This window comes from Variovorax flavidus, from assembly GCF_030317145.1.
In the GTDB taxonomy this organism is placed as follows: Bacteria; Pseudomonadota; Gammaproteobacteria; order Burkholderiales; family Burkholderiaceae_C; genus Variovorax; species Variovorax flavidus.
The window spans coordinates 539,433-555,589 of record NZ_JASZYE010000002.1; the positions used below are offsets into that span (position 1 = coordinate 539,433).

The 16,157-nt window shown below is 66.8% G+C and carries 22 protein-coding genes; 12 read left to right on the plus strand and 10 right to left on the minus strand.

Features of this window, described 5'->3' with window-relative positions; genetic code table 11:
• Positions 1–52: 52 nt before the first annotated feature.
• The 7 genes from QTH90_RS13185 to QTH90_RS13215 all read left to right on the plus strand — a co-directional run bounded on the left by QTH90_RS13185 (position 53) and on the right by QTH90_RS13215 (position 5,359).
• A complete protein-coding gene (locus tag QTH90_RS13185) occupies positions 53–667 on the plus strand; it encodes a LysE family transporter (RefSeq protein ID WP_286664993.1) in 615 nt (204 codons plus the stop codon).
• Positions 668–726: 59 nt separating this feature from the next.
• The gene (locus tag QTH90_RS13190; RefSeq protein WP_286664994.1) at positions 727–1,593 is read left to right on the plus strand and encodes a ParA family protein; all 867 of its coding nucleotides are present in this window, start codon (positions 727–729) and stop codon (positions 1,591–1,593) included.
• A gap of 26 nt (positions 1,594–1,619) precedes the next feature.
• Complete coding sequence (locus tag QTH90_RS13195; RefSeq protein ID WP_353506613.1) at positions 1,620–2,162, plus strand: RBBP9/YdeN family alpha/beta hydrolase; 543 nt, start codon at positions 1,620–1,622, stop codon at positions 2,160–2,162.
• 5 nt (positions 2,163–2,167) lie between these two features.
• Complete coding sequence (locus tag QTH90_RS13200) at positions 2,168–3,109, plus strand: ParB/RepB/Spo0J family partition protein (protein WP_286664996.1); 942 nt, start codon at positions 2,168–2,170, stop codon at positions 3,107–3,109.
• Between the two features lie 107 nt (positions 3,110–3,216).
• Entirely contained in the window at positions 3,217–4,113 is an 897-nt protein-coding gene (locus QTH90_RS13205) for a CsgG/HfaB family protein (protein ID WP_286664997.1), read from the plus strand.
• A gap of 201 nt (positions 4,114–4,314) precedes the next feature.
• The gene (locus QTH90_RS13210; protein ID WP_286664998.1) at positions 4,315–4,779 is read left to right on the plus strand and encodes a helix-turn-helix domain-containing protein; all 465 of its coding nucleotides are present in this window, start codon (positions 4,315–4,317) and stop codon (positions 4,777–4,779) included.
• 4 nt (positions 4,780–4,783) lie between these two features.
• The gene (locus QTH90_RS13215) at positions 4,784–5,359 is read left to right on the plus strand and encodes a VapC50 family PIN domain-containing toxin (RefSeq protein ID WP_286664999.1); all 576 of its coding nucleotides are present in this window, start codon (positions 4,784–4,786) and stop codon (positions 5,357–5,359) included.
• Between the two features lie 20 nt (positions 5,360–5,379).
• On the opposite strand, the gene QTH90_RS13220 is transcribed toward QTH90_RS13215, so the two are convergent.
• Positions 5,380–6,804 carry an FAD-binding oxidoreductase gene (locus QTH90_RS13220; protein WP_286665000.1) on the minus strand — a complete coding sequence of 475 codons (1,425 nt, stop codon included), beginning with the start codon at positions 6,802–6,804 and terminating at the stop codon, positions 5,380–5,382.
• Between the two features lie 68 nt (positions 6,805–6,872).
• Here QTH90_RS13220 and QTH90_RS13225 point away from each other — a divergent pair, with 68 nt between their 5' ends.
• The 3 genes from QTH90_RS13225 (at position 6,873) to QTH90_RS13235 (ending at position 8,351) form a co-directional block, all read left to right on the plus strand.
• Positions 6,873–7,457 carry a cob(I)yrinic acid a,c-diamide adenosyltransferase gene (locus tag QTH90_RS13225; protein ID WP_286665001.1) on the plus strand — a complete coding sequence of 195 codons (585 nt, stop codon included), beginning with the start codon at positions 6,873–6,875 and terminating at the stop codon, positions 7,455–7,457.
• 28 nt (positions 7,458–7,485) lie between these two features.
• Positions 7,486–7,800, plus strand: a complete 315-nt coding sequence (locus QTH90_RS13230) for a hypothetical protein (RefSeq protein WP_286665002.1) — start codon at positions 7,486–7,488, stop codon at positions 7,798–7,800.
• A 119-nt stretch (positions 7,801–7,919) separates the two neighbouring features.
• Positions 7,920–8,351 carry an RcnB family protein gene (locus tag QTH90_RS13235; RefSeq protein WP_286665003.1) on the plus strand — a complete coding sequence of 144 codons (432 nt, stop codon included), beginning with the start codon at positions 7,920–7,922 and terminating at the stop codon, positions 8,349–8,351.
• A 12-nt stretch (positions 8,352–8,363) separates the two neighbouring features.
• Here QTH90_RS13235 and QTH90_RS13240 read toward each other — a convergent pair whose 3' ends face one another.
• The 9 genes from QTH90_RS13240 to QTH90_RS13280 all read right to left on the minus strand — a co-directional run bounded on the left by QTH90_RS13240 (position 8,364) and on the right by QTH90_RS13280 (position 14,291).
• Positions 8,364–8,609 (minus strand): hypothetical protein, encoded by a 246-nt coding sequence (locus tag QTH90_RS13240; RefSeq protein WP_286665004.1) that lies wholly within the window; start codon positions 8,607–8,609, stop codon positions 8,364–8,366.
• 119 nt (positions 8,610–8,728) lie between these two features.
• The gene (gene phaP / locus QTH90_RS13245) at positions 8,729–9,214 is read right to left on the minus strand and encodes a TIGR01841 family phasin (RefSeq protein WP_286665005.1); all 486 of its coding nucleotides are present in this window, start codon (positions 9,212–9,214) and stop codon (positions 8,729–8,731) included.
• A 71-nt stretch (positions 9,215–9,285) separates the two neighbouring features.
• Positions 9,286–9,738, minus strand: coding sequence for an azurin (gene azu / locus QTH90_RS13250; protein WP_286665006.1), 453 nt, complete (start codon positions 9,736–9,738; stop codon positions 9,286–9,288).
• Between the two features lie 108 nt (positions 9,739–9,846).
• Positions 9,847–10,278 (minus strand): bacteriohemerythrin, encoded by a 432-nt coding sequence (locus QTH90_RS13255; protein WP_286665007.1) that lies wholly within the window; start codon positions 10,276–10,278, stop codon positions 9,847–9,849.
• Positions 10,279–10,397: 119 nt separating this feature from the next.
• Entirely contained in the window at positions 10,398–10,670 is a 273-nt protein-coding gene (gene minE, locus QTH90_RS13260) for a cell division topological specificity factor MinE (RefSeq protein ID WP_286665008.1), read from the minus strand.
• 3 nt (positions 10,671–10,673) lie between these two features.
• The gene (minD, locus tag QTH90_RS13265) at positions 10,674–11,489 is read right to left on the minus strand and encodes a septum site-determining protein MinD (protein ID WP_286570396.1); all 816 of its coding nucleotides are present in this window, start codon (positions 11,487–11,489) and stop codon (positions 10,674–10,676) included.
• Between the two features lie 51 nt (positions 11,490–11,540).
• A complete protein-coding gene (gene minC / locus QTH90_RS13270; protein ID WP_286665009.1) occupies positions 11,541–12,308 on the minus strand; it encodes a septum site-determining protein MinC in 768 nt (255 codons plus the stop codon).
• A 138-nt stretch (positions 12,309–12,446) separates the two neighbouring features.
• Positions 12,447–13,811 carry a solute carrier family 23 protein gene (locus tag QTH90_RS13275; RefSeq protein WP_286665010.1) on the minus strand — a complete coding sequence of 455 codons (1,365 nt, stop codon included), beginning with the start codon at positions 13,809–13,811 and terminating at the stop codon, positions 12,447–12,449.
• 51 nt (positions 13,812–13,862) lie between these two features.
• Complete coding sequence (locus QTH90_RS13280; protein WP_286665011.1) at positions 13,863–14,291, minus strand: hotdog fold thioesterase; 429 nt, start codon at positions 14,289–14,291, stop codon at positions 13,863–13,865.
• A 105-nt stretch (positions 14,292–14,396) separates the two neighbouring features.
• Between QTH90_RS13280 and QTH90_RS13285 the strand changes: the two genes are divergently transcribed.
• On the plus strand, positions 14,397–15,689 hold the full coding sequence (locus tag QTH90_RS13285) for an AsmA family protein (RefSeq protein WP_286665012.1): 1,293 nt from the start codon (positions 14,397–14,399) through the stop codon (positions 15,687–15,689).
• Between the two features lie 78 nt (positions 15,690–15,767).
• The gene (locus QTH90_RS13290; protein ID WP_286665013.1) at positions 15,768–16,157 is read left to right on the plus strand and encodes a hypothetical protein; all 390 of its coding nucleotides are present in this window, start codon (positions 15,768–15,770) and stop codon (positions 16,155–16,157) included.

Consider the following 16,157-nt stretch of genomic DNA (forward strand, 5'->3'; position numbering starts at 1 on the left):
CCGCCGCGTCGACCTCGCTTAGACTCGACGCTTCCCATTTGAGGCAATTTTCATGTTCGGCATCGCTGATTACGGCGCGTTCGTCGCGGCCATCATCCTTTTCCTCGCGATCCCCGGACCGGGAAATCTGGCCTTGATCACCTCGACGGGCAAGGGCGGCATCCGCGGCGGATTGGCCGCCACCATCGGCCTGATCGCCGGTGACCAGGTTCTGATGTGGGCGGCAGTGGCCGGCGTGGCCGCCCTCCTGAACGCTTACCCGGCTGCCTTCAGCGCCGTCCAGTGGCTCGGGGCCGGCTATCTGGCCTGGCTCGGGTTCAAGATGCTGCGCGCCAAGCCGGGCGCTGCGCCCATCCTCAATATTCGCGCCGGCCAGTACTTTCGTCAGGCGCTGGCGATCACGCTGCTGAACCCGAAGGCCATCGTCTTCTACATGGCGTTCTTCCCGCTGTTCGTCGATCCGGCCCGTCACCAGGGCCTCACGACTTTCGCCGTCATGGCCCTGACGATCGCGGTCCTGACCTTCATGTACGGCTTGATCGCGACGCTGCTGACCCACTTCCTGGCCGAGCGCATGCGCGCCAACCCCCGCATTTCGGGCACCCTCAACAAGCTGGCCGGTGTGTTCCTGATCGCTTTCGGCTTCAAGCTGGCGATCTCCAGGTAAGCATGACAAGTCTCCCAGCCCGCATTCCACCGCTCGACCTCCGGCAAGGCGCCTGACCCATGGCAAAGATCTTCTGCATTGCGAACCAGAAGGGCGGCGTCGGCAAGACCACGACGACCGTCAATCTTGCGGCTGGCCTGGCGAAGGTGGGGCAACGAGTCCTGATGATCGACCTCGATCCGCAGGGCAACGCCACCATGGGCTCGGGCATCGACAAGCGCCAGCTGGAAACGACCGTCTACGACGTGCTGCTCGAATCGGCCTCGGTGGCCGAGGCGCGGGTGACGGCCGAAAAGTGCGGCTACGACGTCCTGGGTGCCAACCGCGAACTGGCCGGCGCCGAGGTCGAAATGGTCGCGCTGGACCGCCGGGAGAAGCGCTTGCGGACCGCGCTGGCTGCGGTCGGTGCCGAATACGACTTCATCCTGATCGACTGCCCGCCGAGCCTGAGCCTGCTCACGCTGAACGGGCTGTGTGCCGCGCACGGCGTGATCGTGCCCATGCAATGCGAGTACTTCGCGCTGGAAGGGCTGACCGACCTGGTCAACACGATCAAGCAGGTGCACGCCAACCTCAACAAGAATCTGCAGATCATCGGCCTGCTGCGCGTGATGTTCGATCCGCGCATCACGCTGCAGCAGCAGGTCAGCGAGCAGCTCAAGGGGCACTTCGGCGACAAGGTGTTCGATACGGTGATCCCGCGCAACGTGCGGCTGGCGGAAGCGCCCAGCTACGGACTGCCGGGCGTGGTCTTCGATCCGGGCGCCAAGGGCAGCCAGGCCTTCGTGGCCTTCGCCCAGGAACTGGTCGAGAAGATGCCGCCCGCGAGCGCACTGGCGGCTGAGGCACCGGTGCCTGTCGCCCCCGTCGCGCCAGTCCCGATGGACCCGCCCACGGTGACCGACCAGGTGCCCGAAAGCCCTTGAGCTCATCCCATCCTTCTTCGCCCCAGATGACCGTCACGAAAACCCTGCTGCTGCCTGGTTGGCAGAACAGCGACCCTGACCATTGGCAAAGCCGCTGGGAGGCGATCTACGGCGACCACCGCGTCGAGCAGCACGACTGGATGCGCCCACTGCGCGGAGACTGGTCCGCCCGGCTTGAGGAAGAAGTGCTCGCGGCGCCCGGCCCGGTCGTCCTCGTGGCGCACAGCCTCGGCTGCATCCTGGTCGCAGCGTGGGCAGCGCACTCGCGCCACACCGGCAAGGTCCGCGCCGCACTGCTGGTGGCACCCGGGGACCTGGAGCGCGACGACCTCCGCCAGATGATTCCCGGCTGGGCGCCCATCGTCCGCCAGCCGCTGCCGTTTCCGTCCCTGATGGTGGCAGCGCATGACGATCCCTATTGCGATGCGGCCCGCTCCCGGGAGATGGCGCGCGACTGGCACTCTATATATAGAGACGCCGGCGCTCGCGGCCACATCAACAGCGAATCCGGCCTGGGCGACTGGCCCGAAGGCCGCGCGCTGCTGAACGACCTACTGAAAGAAGACTGACCTCCATGGCCACCAAAAAACCCAAGGGCCTCGGCCGCGGACTCGAAGCCCTGCTCGGGCCCACCTTCAACGGGCCGGACACCGCGACCGCCGATGATGTCGCACCGCCCAACCCCACGACCCTGAATCTCGACCAGATGGTCCCCGGCGTCTACCAGCCCCGGACCCGCATGGACGAGGGCGCCCTGTACGAACTGGCCGAGAGCATCAAGGCGCAGGGCATCATGCAGCCCATCCTGGTCCGTCGCCTGGACGCCGAGATGGCGCGCGCCAAGAATGCCGAGTTCGAAATCATCGCGGGCGAGCGCCGCTTCCGCGCGGCCAGCCTGGCCGGGCTCGAAAGCGTGCCCGTGCTCGTGCGCGACGTGCCGAACGAAGCCGCCGCGGCCATGTCGCTGATCGAGAACATCCAGCGCGAAGACCTCAATCCGCTGGAAGAAGCTCAAGGCCTGCAACGCCTGGTCGCTGAGTTTGGGCTCACTCACGAGTCGGCGGCCCAAGCCGTGGGCCGGTCCCGCAGCGCTGCCAGCAACCTGCTGCGCCTGCTGAACCTGGCCGAGCCGGCGCAGGCCATGCTCATGGCCGGCGACATCGACATGGGCCATGCCCGTGCCTTGCTGTCGCTCGACAAGGGCACCCAGATCACCGCAGCGAACCAGATCGCCGCCAAGAAGATGTCGGTGCGCGAGGCCGAGGCGCTGGTCAAGAAGCTGGCGGCCGAGTTCAGCCTCACGCCTTCGCCGCGCCGCGGCGCCGGCGAGAAGTCGCGGGACCTCCTGCGGGTCGAGGAAGAACTCGCCGACCTCCTGGCGGCTGAAGTCGAAGTCCGCATCAAGAAGCGCAGCAAGCGCGGCGGCCGCATCGAGGAAAGCGGCGAACTGGCCATTCACTTCGGTTCGCTCGAAGCGCTCAACGGACTGATCGACCGCATCCGCCAAACGGCATAGTTCGGCTGCGGCGGATTCCTGGCTGTCCGGGCGATTGATTCATCCGGTTACTTCAGCCTATTCTCTGGTTTCGTTTTTAACCAGAAAGTATTAAGAGGGATCCAGCCATGGACAACACGAGACTTCCGCTCGCGGCCCTTGCCTTGGGCGCGCTGTTCCTGACCGGTTGTGAAACCACGGACATGCAAATGGGCAGCCAGAGCGCGAAGACGGTGGCCACTGGCAGCGCGGCCGGCAGTGCGTCGGCCAACACCAACACGGCGCTCGAAAAGTGCGCGTCGCCGCTGGGCACGGTCTCGCTGGTCGAGAACCAGTCGGCGGGCTGGTACACCATCATCCGCAACGAATACAAGCTGCCGCCCACGGCCAACCTGCTGCGCCTGCTGGTCCAGCAATCGAACTGCTTCGTGGTGGTCGAGCGCAGCGCGGCCGGCATGAACGCCATGTCCCGCGAGCGCCAGCTCATGCAATCGGGCGAGATGCGGCAGGGCAGCAACTTCGGCGCCGGCCAGATGGTCGCCTCCGACTACGCGTTGTCGCCCGAGATCGTCTTCAGCAACCAGAACGCCGGCGGCGTGGGCGGCGCACTCGGCGGCCTGGTGGGCGGCCGCTACAGCGGCGTGCTCTCGGCCGTCGGGGGGAGCATGCAGACCAAGGAGGCCAGCGCGATGCTCACGCTGGTCGACAACCGCTCGGGCGTTCAGGTGTCCGCGTCGGAAGGCAGCGCGTCCAAGACCGATTTCGGCGCCTTCGGCTCGGTGTTCGGCGGCAGCGCCGCGGCAGGGCTCGGCGGCTACACCAACACGGCGCAAGGCAAGGTCATCAGCGCCGCCTTCATGGACGCGTTCAACCAGATGGTCGTCTCGCTGCGCAACTACAAGGCACAGACGGTCCAGGGCCAGGGGCTCGGCGGCGGCGGCCGGCTGGGCGTGGACGGTGGAGCGGCCCCTTCACAGACTTCGGCGCCGGCGGCTCCGCGCTCCGGCTCCAACACGAAAAAATAAGGCAGCGCTCAGGGTGCAAAAGCCCGGTGGCTCTTTCGAGCCCCGGGCTTTTTTCATGGCGGCTGGCATTCGCCAACCTTGTCGCAAGTGAATTTGCGATTACTTCGAATGCTGCGTTTATTTCGTTTATGCTCGGTCATTCGTGTCAGCGTGCCGGCCTGAACCTGGCTGCCCGTTGATCTGCTCGAAGGAGATAGCCGCATGACCACCGAATTGCTCGAACCCGCCACGCAGATGGAGGCCGAAATGGCCGCCGTGGCCCACCGGTGCCTCGTGACCGCGCTCGACCACTCGAAGGCAGATCACATCGACGTGACGCTCGATCTGGACGATGAGAGCCAGACGGCGCCGGTCCTGAAACTGCCGCCCAAGGCCCTGCATCTGCTCGCCCACGTGCTGCGCTCGATGGCGGCGCGCCAGCCCCTCATGCTGGTGCCGCAGCAGGCCGAATTGACCACCCAGGAGGCGGCCTCGTTCCTGAACGTCTCGCGCCCCTTTGTCATCAAGGAGATAGAGGAGGGGCGGTTGAGGCATCGCAAGGTTGGCCGCCATCGGCGCATCGCGTTCGAGGACTTGTTGGCTTATCAGGTCGCGTCGCGCCAGAAGTCGCGCGACGCGCTCGACGAGCTGGCGCGCGTGTCCCAGGAAGCCGGCTTCGAGTTCTGAGTCGATGGCGGGCTCCGCGCGGTTCACCGCGATCCTCGACGCCTGCGTGCTGTACCCGCAACTCGTGCGCGACATCCTGATGCGGCTGACCTTCGCGGGCCTGTACCACGCGCGGTGGAGCGCGACCATCGAGAACGAGTGGACGCGCAACCTGCTCGAAAAAATGCCGGGGCAGGCGAGGGCGATCGAACGCACCGTGCTCCTCATGCGCGAGGCGGTCCCGGATTGCCTCGTCGTGGGTCACGAGAGTCTCATCCCCGGCCTCGAGCTGCCCGATCCGGATGACCGCCATGTCCTGGCCGCGGCGATCGCGGGCCACGCGGACGCCATCGTGACCTACAACCTGAAGGACTTTCCCGCCGAGGTGCTCGCCGTCCACCACATCGAGGCGCAGCACCCGGACGAATTCATCATGAACCAGTTCGAACTGCATGAACTGGCGGCGCTGACCGCGATCAAGGAGATGCGCGCGACCTGGACCCACCCCGCGCGCTCTGCCGAGGAACTCGTCAAGGCGTTGGAGCTGCGCGGCCTGCCGCAGACGGCGGTCTACCTTGCCGAAGCCTCCAAGCTGATCTGAACCCGGCGCGTCGAGGCGCGCTACAGGCTGAAAATCTTCCCGGGATTCATGATGTTCTTCGGATCGAGCGCTCGCTTGATCGTCCGCATCATGTCGACCGCACCCGCGCCGGCTTCGTCCACGAGAAAGCCCATCTTGTGCAGGCCGACGCCGTGTTCGCCCGTGCAGGTGCCTTCGAGTGCGAGGGCGCGCGACACCAGCGCGTGATTCAGCTTCTCGGCCGCGACGCGCTCTTCGGGTGCGTTGGGATCGAGCAGATAGCCGAAGTGGAAATTGCCGTCGCCCACGTGGCCGACCAGGAAGTAGGGGATGCCGCTGGCGTCGGCCTCGGTCACGGATTCGAGCAGGCAATCGGCCAGGCGCGAGATCGGCACGCAGGTGTCGGTGGAAATCACCCGGCAGCCGGGACGCGACTGCACGGCCGCGAAGTAGCTGTTGTGGCGTGCGGTCCAGAGGCGCGTGCGCTCCTCGGGCGTGCTGGCCCATTCGAAGGCCTTGCCGCCGTGGCCGCTCGCCAGTTCCTGCACGGTCTCGGCCTGTTCCTTCACGCCGGCCGGCGAGCCGTGGAATTCCATCAGGAGCATCGGCTCCTCGCGCAGCCCAAGCTTGGAGTAGGCATTGACCATGCGCACGGTGTTCACGTCGATCAGTTCCACGCGCGCGATCGGCACGCCGAGCTGGATGACCTCGATGGTGGTGCGCACCGCGGCCTCGATGCTCGGGAAGGAGCAGATCGCGGCCGACACGGCTTCGGGCAGCGGGTAGATGCGCAAGGTGACTTCGGTGATCACGCCGAGCGTGCCTTCGCTGCCGACCAGCAGGCGGGTGAGGTCGTAGCCCGCCGATGACTTCTTGGCGCGCGTGCCGGTGCGGATCACTTCGCCGCTGGCCGTGACCACTTCGAGCGCCAGCACGTTCTCGCGCATGGTGCCGTAGCGCACGGCGTTCGTGCCGCTCGCGCGCGTGGCCGCCATGCCGCCGATCGAGGCATCGGCGCCGGGGTCGATCGGGAAGAAGAGGCCGGTGCTCTTGATCTCGTCATTGAGCTGCTTGCGCGTGACGCCGGGCTGCACCGTCACGGTGAGGTCGTCGGCGTTGACGGACAGCACGCGGTTCATGCGGCTCACGTCGATGCTGATGCCGCCCTGCACCGCGAGCAGGTGCCCTTCGAGCGAAGAACCGACGCCGAAGGGGATCACCGGCACGCTGTAGTCGCTCGCGAGCTTGACCGCATCGGCCACGTCCTGCGTGCTCTCGGCAAAGACCACGGCGGAAGGCGGCGGTGCGTCGAAGGAGGATTCATCGCGGCCGTGCTGCGTGCGCACCGCCAGCGCCGTGGAACAGCGGTCGCCGAAGCGGGCCTTCAGGGCCTCGATCAGCGCGTCGGGCACCTCGCGCAGCGCAATCTCCGGCGTGAGATGGGAAAGGGCGGTGGGGGCGTTCATCGAGGCGATCTCCTGAAGGGTCTAACATTCTACGAACCGCACCCTCAAAAGCCACGGAAGACACCCTCATGGGCAACCGCCTCACACAGATCGCGACGCGCACCGGCGACGACGGCACCACCGGCCTCGGCGACAACACGCGCGTGCCCAAGGACCACCTGCGCGTGCACGCGATGGGCGACGTCGACGAACTCAACTCGAACATCGGCGTGCTGCTGTGCGAGCCGATACCGGACGGGGTGCGCGAGCTGCTGGTCGACGTGCAGCACCAGCTGTTCAATCTGGGCGGAGAGCTGTCGATGCCCGGCTACACGCTGCTCAAGCCCGACGCGCTGCTGCAGCTGGACAACGCGCTCGCCGAGCACAACGCGGCGCTGCCGCGGCTGGCCGAGTTCATTCTTCCGGCGGGCACGCGCGCCGCGTCGCTCGCGCATGTGTGCCGCACCGTGGCCCGGCGGGCGGAGCGTGCCGTCGTGGCACTGGGCGCGGATGCGCAGATCAACGATACGCTGCGCCGCTATCTCAATCGATTGAGCGATCTGCTCTTCGTGCTGGCGCGCGTGCTCAACCGCGTCGACGGCGGCGATGACGTGTACTGGAAGAGCGAACGCATGGCGCGAGCCGCCGCGGACGAGCAGGCTTCCGAAACCTGAGACAAAGGAAATTCAGCAGATGTCCCCAATGAAGAGAACCCGCACCATCCTGGCCCCGGCAGCCGCATGGATCGTGCTCGGCGCACTGGTGCTTCCCGCTCACGCAGCCACCGGCAACACGCACGACAGCAAGGTGCTGGGCGGCATCGAACGCGGTGCCGACGCCACCGGCCGTGGCATCGAGCGCGCAGGCAACGCGACGAGACGGGGCGTGGACACGACGGCCGAGCGCGCGAGCGCGCCGGTTCGGCGCTGGGGCGAATCGCTGGGCCGCAAGCTCTCGCCCCATTCGGGCGCCAGGCCGTCCGCGCCGGCGATCGGTCCGCAAGGCAACACGCCGTGACGCAAGCCGGGCCTTCGCCCGGCTTTACCTTGCTTCACCTCGCGCGTACATGCACCGGGTGAGCGCGATACATGCGCATTCCACACTGGACTCCTCATCAACGCAGAAGGAGTTCCAGAATGAACAAGTCAAAGAGCATGGCAGTCGCAGCCGCAGCGCTGGCGATGTGCATGGCGGGAAGTGCCTTCGCGCAGGACGGCCGTTTCGATCGCGGACCCGATCGCCACGACGACCGCCATGACCGCTACGAGCAGCAGCAGCAACACCACCGCCAGGGCGGCCCGAACAACGGCCACTATCAGCAGCGCCCCCAGGACTTCCGTCCGGGCCCGCAGTACAGCCGCCCGGCCTATCCCAACCCGCACGTCGAATGGCGCAGGGGCGGTCGCGTGCCGAGCGAATACCGGAGCCGCAGCTACGTCGTCAATGATTGGCGCGGCCATCGCCTGCACCAGCCGCCGCGCGGCTACCAGTGGGTGGGCGTGGGTGGGGACTTCGTGCTGGCGGCGGTCGCTACCGGCCTGATCGCGCAGATCATCGTCGGCCAGTAGGCCGGCGCAGGCTCAGGCAGCGGAGGGTGCCATCTGGGCGCACACGTTGCGCCCGGTGATCGTGAGGCGCAGCCCGCCGCCGTGCCATTCGAGCCAGTTCAGTCTCACGTAGGCATCGATGTCGTTATCGTCGATCTGGTCGGCCTGGTGCTGCTGCAGGTGCCCGACCGTGGCGGGCAGGGCCTGCCGCAGTCGTTCACGGGCGGCAGCGTCGGCGGCCGCCTTGAGAGAAACGCGCGTCTGAGAATTCGATGCCATGGCTGATTCGATCTGATCGCTGAGGAGATCGCACCAATGTACGCTTCCTGTACGTTTCGTCACGGACCTTTTTCTCGTTATCGCGCAGGACAAACCCCGAGGCTTGTCCCTATGGACCTTTACTTGCGCTGCTTCAACAGCTTGCTGACCTCGTCCACGTTGTCCTGAATGCGACGGCGCACCACGTCGAAGGCTTCGGACTGCGACTTCGCCGCCATCTCCGACAGCTCGCGAATGTCGTCGAGCGCCTGCTTGAACGCCGCCTTGCCCATGGCGTCGAGCTTGGCGAGGTTTTCGCGCGGGTCCGTGCCCGCCGCCATGCCCTTCACCGTGCCCTGCCAATCCTCGATCGAGCTCTTGAGCATCTCGGTCTGGCGCTGGACCACGGCCTGGAGCCCCTGGTAGGACTTCTCGTTGGCCTGCACCAGCGCCTGCAGGTCCTTGCGCCCGCTCTCGACGATGGAGCCCGCCAGCGGAAGGCTCTGGAGCCGCTCGGCCATGCCCTTCAGCGGCTTGATGAAAGCGTCCTGGACGTCTTCCGCCGTCGGGATGCCCGCGGGGCGTGCCTTCTTTGCGCTGGTGGTGCTCGATTTGCTGGTTGCCATTGCGTAGTCTCCAGATGGGTGTTGGGGCTGCCACGATAGCCCTCCGGGCGGTTTCGTGGAAGCCCTGCCCGCTACTTCACCAGCTTCAGCGTTCCCTTCATGAGCGAAGAGTGGCCCGGGAAGGAGCAGAAATAGGTGTAGCTCTCGGTCGCGCCGAGCTTGGACGGCGAGAAGCTGACGCTGTCGCTCTCGCCACCGCCGATGATCTTCGTGTGCGCCACGACGCGGGCATCGCCGGCCTTGACATAGTCCTGCGCCGCGCCTGCCGAGATGCCGTCGGCGGCAACGGCCGCCACGTCGGCCGTCTTGCTCAGCACCCAGTTGTGGCCCATGGCCTGCTTCGGCAGCTTGCCGGTGTGCTTGAGCTTGATGGTGAATTCCTTGCAGCTCTGGCTCACCTCGATGGCGGACTTGTTGAATTGCATGGCATCGTTGCCTTCGATCTCGACCGTGCAGTCGGCGGCGAGGGCAGGGACGGAGGCGAGCGCCAGTGCGGCGATGACAGCGAGGCGAGGGTAGTGCACGGATGGGTCTCCTGAGTCGAGGTCAGGCGGACGCACCGTGCGTCCGCGATCGCCGCATTGTCGGCTGCGGCGGTCCCCCTTTCCTGATCTGGGTCAACGCCGTTGCGATCAGGCGGCCGCGGCAGCAAGCGCTGCGGCAGCGCGATCCGGCGCGAAGCGCGTGCCCCGCAGGTGCAGCGCCAGCGCCGCATCCATGGTCTGGACGTGCTTGCAGTACCAGTCCCGCAACTGCCACGCCATCTGCCGGACGTGGAGCCACTGGCCCTCGTCGGCCAGGACCATGCCTTCGCGCATCACCTCGAGCACCACGCGGTGCTGGAGGTGATGGTCCCTGCGCGATGCGTGGCCGGTCGCGTCCATCCAGCTGTCTTCGCGCGCGAAACTCTCCGAGGCGCACGCCACGAGGTCGCGCCATGCGTCGGGCAGGTTCCGGTCGTCGGCCGAGTCGGCGATCGCGAGCAGGCCCATGAAACGTCCGTGGGCCTCGTCCATGAATGGCAGGTCGAGGGAGAGCGCGTCGAGTGCAGCCGTGGCAGCCATGTGATCTCCTTGATGGAAAAGCACAAGGCTATCTGCGCACCGCGTCCGCGCATTTGATGTGGGACAAGCATTGCGCGATCCCGCCGGACGGGATCGGCCGCTGCCCCGGGGATGCGCCCTCAGCGCGCCGCGAACGCAGCGTCGGGCAATTCGATCTTGACTTCCAGCACCTCGAGATCGTCCTGCTTCTCGAGGTGGACCTTGATGTCCTCGGCCTTGATCGACACGTATTTCGAGATCACCGCGATCAGCTCGCGCTGAAGCTCCGGCAGGTAGTCGGGCCGCTTGCCGCCCAGGCTGCTGCGCTCGTGCGCAAGGATGATCTGCAGCCGCTCCTTGGCGACACTGGCCGTTTTCTTCTTTTCACCCAGCAGAAAGGAAAAGAGGGACATTGGCTACCTCGTTCCGAAGATTCGTTTGAAGAAGCCCGGCTTCTCGGCGTCGACGAAGCGCATCGGCTTGTCTTCGCCCAGGAAGCGCGCCACCACGTCGGTGTAGGCCTGCGCGACGTCGGTGTCCTTGTCGTGGATCGCAGGCACGCCCTGGTTGGACGCCTGCAGCACGCTCTCGGATTCGGGAATGACGCCGATCAGCTTGATGCGCAGGATGTCCTGAATGTCTTCCAGCGACAGCATCTGCCCGCCCGCCACGCGGTTGGGGTTGTAGCGCGTGATCAGAAGGTGTTCCTTGATCGGCTCGCCGCCTTCCTTGGCGCGCTTGGTCTTGGAGCTCAGCATGCCCAGGATGCGGTCGGAGTCGCGCACCGAGGACACCTCGGGGTTGGTCACGACCAGCGCCTCGTCGGCGAAGTGCATGGCCATCAGCGCGCCGACCTCGATGCCCGCGGGCGAGTCGCACACGATGTAGTCGAAGCCCTGGTCGGCGAGTTCCTTCAGGATCTTCTCGACGCCTTCCTGCGTCAGCGCGTCCTTGTCGCGCGTCTGCGAGGCGGCCAGCACGAACAGGTTGTCGCACTGCTTGTCCTTGATGAGCGCCTGGCTCAGGTTGGCCTCGCCCTGGATCACGTTGATGAGGTCGTACACCACGCGCCGCTCGCAGCCCATGATCAGGTCCAGGTTGCGCAGGCCCACGTCGAAGTCGATCACCGCCGTCTTCTTGCCCGCGAGGGCGAGCCCCGATGCAAAGCTCGCGCTCGTGGTCGTCTTGCCGACGCCGCCCTTGCCCGAGGTCACCACCACAATTTTGGCCATTGCCATTCCTTCTTATGTTCGTTCAGTTGTTCAGTTGATCGAGGCGCCGGATCAGGAGATCGGGTCCATCACGATCTTCTTGTCGTCCAGCCAGATCTGTGCCGCCTTGCCCGCGATCTCGGCGGGCAGGGCGACTTCGACCGTGCGATAGATGCCTGCAATGGCGACCAGCTGCGCCTCCATGCAGGTCGTGAAGATGCGCGCCTCGGTGTTGCCGCGCGCGCCGGCGATCGCCTTGCCGCGCAGTGGTGCGTACACGTGGACGTTGCCGTCGGCGATCACTTCCGCGCCAAAACTCACGACGGCGGTCACGATCACGTCGCCGCCGCGTGCATAGACCTGCTGGCCGGAGCGCAGCGGGCGGTCGATGACCAGCGTGCCGTTGGCCGGCACCTGCACTTCGCGCACGATCTGCGGCGCTTCGCTCACGGGCTCCGCCGGCGGCGCGGGCGCGCGGGGCGTGGGCGTGGGAGCGACCGGCATCGCGGTGATCGAGAGGCCGGCGGCGCGCGCCGCGATGTTCTGCGCATCGCTGCCGCCACGCACGGCCACGGGCTGCGTCTGGTGGCGCGCGAGCAGGCCGCGCAAGGCGGTGAAGTCGAGTTCGGCGTCGGCGCCGGACTCGTCGTCCTGCAATTGCGAGAGGTCGATGACCACCGGCTCCTGTTCAAAGAAGTCGGGCGAGTCTGCCAACTGGGCGTCGAGCGCCTCCGCCAGCACATCGAGATCAGCCGTCTTGAGGATGACCGCGATCAACGGCAGCGTTGCGCTCTTGAATTCAAATACCGCCTTGGTGCGCGCGGCGGAAGCATCGGCCATGGAAAACGTAGGTACGAAAAGCGTTGGAGTCTAACGGGCACTGGGCTCCAATGACCTCCAACGCCCGAATATCGACGACGGTGCACAACAGCTCTTGCACGACGTTGCACTTTCCGGGGCCGTCACGCCCCTCGTCGATCAGTTGCGGGAGCGTCCGAGCAGCGCGTAGAGCAGGATCGCACCGAAGGTCGCGGTGCCGATGCCGCCCAGGGCGAACTGGCCGAACTTCAGCGTGAAATCCCCCGTGCCGAGGATCAGCGTGATGGCCGCGACGATCAGGTTCTTGTTCTGCGAGAAGTCCACGCGGTTGTCGACCCAGATCTTCGCGCCCGCCACGGCGATCAGGCCGAACACCACGATGCTCACGCCGCCCATCACCGGCAGCGGAATCGCCTGCACCAGCGCGCCGAACTTGGGGCTGAACCCCAGCACCAGCGCGATCAGCGCCGCGACGACGAACATCGCCGTCGAATAGATCTTGGTGGCCGCCATCACGCCGATGTTCTCGGCGTAGGTCGTCACGCCCGTGCCGCCGACCGCTCCACTCACCATGGTCGCGATGCCGTCGCCGATGAAGGCGCGGCCCAGGTAGGGGTTGAGATCGCGCCCCGTCATGGCGCCGACCGCCTTCAGGTGGCCGAGGTTCTCCGCCACCAGGATCACCGCCACGGGCGCGATCAGCAGGATGGCGTTGACTTCGAACACCGGCGACGAGAACGTCGGCAGCCCGAACCACGGCGCCGCGGCCAGCGGGCCGAGGTCGATCGGCTTGCCCAGCCCGAGGCCGTTGGTCAGCACCGCGTAGATGACGCTCGCCACGATCAGGCCCATGAGGATCAGCAGGCGCTGGATCATCCCGCGCGAATACACCGCGATCAGGCCCACGCACAGGAAGGTCAGCGCCTGGATCCACGTGTCGAAGCCCGTGGGCGCCATGTTCTTGATCGGCACGCTCGCCAGGTTGAGCCCGATCACCGCCACCACCGCGCCGGTGACCACCGGCGGCATCAGCCGCTCGATCCAGTGCACCGCGACGTCCTGCTCGACTTCCTCCACCTCGATGCCCTCGAGCCCGCGCACCGGCGCGCGCTTGGTGTGGCGTTCGTTCGTGAAGTGCACCAGCACGCCGATCAGCGTGTAGACCAGGCCGCAGGCGATGATGCCGCCCAGCGCCACGCCGAGGTTGCCGTTCGGCCCCGAGCCCGCGTAGCCGCTCGCCGCGATCACCACGCCGATGAAGGCGAAGCTCGATCCCAGGTAGCTCGGAACGCGGCCGCCCGTGATGAAGAAGAAGAGCAACGTGCCGATGCCGCTCATCAGGATCGCGATGTTGGGGTTGAAGCCCATCAGGATCGGCGCCAGCACCGTGGCGCCGAACATCGCGATCACGTGCTGCACGCCCATCGCCGTGGTCTGCCCCCAGGACAGGCGTTCATCGGGCGCGACGACGGTGCCCGCGGTGGCGGCGACCTTGCGCCAGCGGGGAAGGTAGGAATCGCTCATGTCTTGTCTCCTCGGTTGTTTGTCTTGTGGGAGGTGTGCGGAGGGGCCGTATCAGCCGCCGCGCGGCGCCAGCACGGCCATCGTGATGCGCGAGACGCAGGTCAGCTCGCCCGCTTCGTTCGTCAGGTCGATCTGCCACACCTGCGTGGTGCGGCCCCGGTGCACGGGCCGCGCGGTGCCGGTCACCCAGCCGCTGGAAGCGGACTTGAGATGGTTCGCATTGATGTCCAGCCCGACCGCGCGATGGCCCTCGGGTGCCGAGTAGTGGGCGCCGCACGACCCCAGCGTTTCAGCCAGCACCACCGACACGCCGCCATGGAGGATGCCGTAGGGCTGCGTGGTGCGCTTGTCCACCGGCACGCGGGCGCGGATGAAGTCGTCGCCCACTTCGAGAAATTCGATGCCGAGGTTGGACACGGTCGTGTCGACGTGGCTGCGGGTGAGTTCTTCGATCGAAATCTCTTTTTGCCAGATGGGCATGAGGGGGGTCTCCAGGTCAGATGGTCCAAAACTATAGCGATTGGCAGCGAAAACGACGCGCCCATTGCTGACAGTGCGCCCGCGCGCTGCCCCTAAGCTGGCGGCATGACCCGCGCTCGACGATGGATTGCCGGCTCGCTCGCTGCTGCGGCGCTGCTGCTCGCCGGCCTGGCCGTGCTGGTCAGCGTGCTGCTGCCGAGCGACGAACAGCTCGCGGCCGATCTCGGCGGGCGCTTCGAGAAGGCTTCCGGCATCGGGCTGCGCATCGGTGCCGCGCACTGGGCGCTGCGGCCTTCGCCCGTCGTGGTGCTGGAGGATCTCTCGACCGCGCAGCCGCAGCCGATCACCGTGCGACGCATCGTCGTGCGGCCGCATCTGTCCGCACTGTGGACCCGCAGGATCGCCGTCGACACCGTGGAGATCGACGGCGCCGTGCTCCCGCGCACCTCCGTGCGTGCGTTCCGCGGGCGCTGGCAGGCGGACGATGCCGCCGTCGTCGTCGCGGGGGCGTGGACGCTCGCGGAGATCCCGGTCGAACACGTGCGCTTGCGCGACGTGGTGTGGATCGACCGCCGCGACATTGCCCTGGCCTACGACGCCGACGTCCGCTTCGATCCGCACTGGCGGCCGCGCGAGGGGCAGCTCAGCCGGCCGGGCGTGACGCCGCCCGCGAGCCTGCGCATCGAGCGCGAGGGCGCGAAAGACCGCTGGCGCACGCTGATCGACGTCGGCGGCGGCACGTGGAACGGCAATGCCGAACTGCAGGAACTCGACAAGGGCCGCCTGCGCCTGACGGCGCAACTGGAGCCGAAGAACGTCGACGTCGGTGCGCTGGTGCGCAGCTTCGGCCGGCACAGCGCGGTCGAAGGCAAGTTGCAGGGGCAGTCCGCGGTCGATGCAGAAGGCGACAACCTGACGGAACTGGTCGGCGCGTTGCACACGCGCACCCGTTTCAGCATCGTGCCGGCGACCCTGGCGGGCTTCGACCTCGCCAGGATGGTCAGCACCGGCAGCGGCCGAGGCGGGCAGACGAAGCTCGACTCCCTCACCGGCACGCTCGACACGCAAGCCACGGAGGATGGTGCGATCCTGCGCTACAGCGGCATGAAGGCGCGTTCCGGCGCACTGACCGCGAGCGGCAGCGCCACCGTCATCAACCGGCGCCTCGACGGCGAAGTGGCGGTCGACATCGTCGACGGCGTGGTCGGCGTGCCGCTCAAGCTCGGCGGCTCGCTCGATGCGCCGCAGCTCTCGCTGACCGGTGCCGCGCTCACGGGCGCGGCCGTGGGCACGGCGGTGTTGCCCGGCGTCGGCACCGCGATCGGCGCGCGCATCGGGCAGGAGATGGACAAGCTGCTCGGCAACGAGGACGCGAAGAAGAAGCAGAAGCCCCGCTGAGTGCTGCATCCGCCGCCGCCGCTGGCCTCGAAGACAATCCCGGTTTTCGACGATCCAGCCATCCAGAGGTGACCCGCCATGCACGTCAGCTATTCGGTCTTCACGGAAACGAGCTTCTGGCTGATGGTGGTGGTTTCCGTCGTGCTGCCCTTCGGCATCTACGGCGTGCTGATCGCCAAGCGGGCGATCTCGCGCAAGACCGTGCTCGTGCTGGGCTTCTCGCTGGTGGCGATCGCGGGTGTCGATGTCTTCTTCCTGCAGCGGCTGGCCACCATCGCGGCCATCACGCCGTCACTGGCCGATGACGCGCTCTTCGTGTCGGAGGTGCGCGTCGCGCTCTATCTGCTTCCGGCGCTGTTCGCGGGGCTGGGCATCAACGTGATCTCCCATGTCCTGACAACGCATCTGGCTGCCGCGGAGAAGCGGTTCGCCGAGCAGCAGGCGGACGAATCGGCCTCCGAGGTCTAG

Bases quoted from the DNA above. Each gene is read 5' to 3' on its own strand.
- QTH90_RS13185 (WP_286664993.1), top strand. From the start codon at position 53: ATGTTCGGCATCGCTGATTACGGCGCGTTCGTCGCGGCCATCATCCTT.
- QTH90_RS13190 (WP_286664994.1), top strand. From the start codon at position 727: ATGGCAAAGATCTTCTGCATTGCGAACCAGAAGGGCGGCGTCGGCAAG.
- QTH90_RS13195 (WP_353506613.1), top strand. From the start codon at position 1,620: ATGACCGTCACGAAAACCCTGCTGCTGCCTGGTTGGCAGAACAGCGAC.
- QTH90_RS13200 (WP_286664996.1), top strand. From the start codon at position 2,168: ATGGCCACCAAAAAACCCAAGGGCCTCGGCCGCGGACTCGAAGCCCTG.
- QTH90_RS13205 (WP_286664997.1), top strand. From the start codon at position 3,217: ATGGACAACACGAGACTTCCGCTCGCGGCCCTTGCCTTGGGCGCGCTG.
- QTH90_RS13210 (WP_286664998.1), top strand. From the start codon at position 4,315: ATGACCACCGAATTGCTCGAACCCGCCACGCAGATGGAGGCCGAAATG.
- QTH90_RS13215 (WP_286664999.1), top strand. From the start codon at position 4,784: ATGGCGGGCTCCGCGCGGTTCACCGCGATCCTCGACGCCTGCGTGCTG.
- QTH90_RS13220 (WP_286665000.1), bottom strand. From the start codon at position 6,804: ATGAACGCCCCCACCGCCCTTTCCCATCTCACGCCGGAGATTGCGCTG.
- QTH90_RS13225 (WP_286665001.1), top strand. From the start codon at position 6,873: ATGGGCAACCGCCTCACACAGATCGCGACGCGCACCGGCGACGACGGC.
- QTH90_RS13230 (WP_286665002.1), top strand. From the start codon at position 7,486: ATGAAGAGAACCCGCACCATCCTGGCCCCGGCAGCCGCATGGATCGTG.
- QTH90_RS13235 (WP_286665003.1), top strand. From the start codon at position 7,920: ATGAACAAGTCAAAGAGCATGGCAGTCGCAGCCGCAGCGCTGGCGATG.
- QTH90_RS13240 (WP_286665004.1), bottom strand. From the start codon at position 8,609: ATGGCATCGAATTCTCAGACGCGCGTTTCTCTCAAGGCGGCCGCCGAC.
- phaP (WP_286665005.1), bottom strand. From the start codon at position 9,214: ATGGCAACCAGCAAATCGAGCACCACCAGCGCAAAGAAGGCACGCCCC.
- QTH90_RS13255 (WP_286665007.1), bottom strand. From the start codon at position 10,278: ATGGCTGCCACGGCTGCACTCGACGCGCTCTCCCTCGACCTGCCATTC.
- minE (WP_286665008.1), bottom strand. From the start codon at position 10,670: ATGTCCCTCTTTTCCTTTCTGCTGGGTGAAAAGAAGAAAACGGCCAGT.
- minD (WP_286570396.1), bottom strand. From the start codon at position 11,489: ATGGCCAAAATTGTGGTGGTGACCTCGGGCAAGGGCGGCGTCGGCAAG.
- minC (WP_286665009.1), bottom strand. From the start codon at position 12,308: ATGGCCGATGCTTCCGCCGCGCGCACCAAGGCGGTATTTGAATTCAAG.
- QTH90_RS13275 (WP_286665010.1), bottom strand. From the start codon at position 13,811: ATGAGCGATTCCTACCTTCCCCGCTGGCGCAAGGTCGCCGCCACCGCG.
- QTH90_RS13280 (WP_286665011.1), bottom strand. From the start codon at position 14,291: ATGCCCATCTGGCAAAAAGAGATTTCGATCGAAGAACTCACCCGCAGC.
- QTH90_RS13285 (WP_286665012.1), top strand. From the start codon at position 14,397: ATGACCCGCGCTCGACGATGGATTGCCGGCTCGCTCGCTGCTGCGGCG.
- QTH90_RS13290 (WP_286665013.1), top strand. From the start codon at position 15,768: ATGCACGTCAGCTATTCGGTCTTCACGGAAACGAGCTTCTGGCTGATG.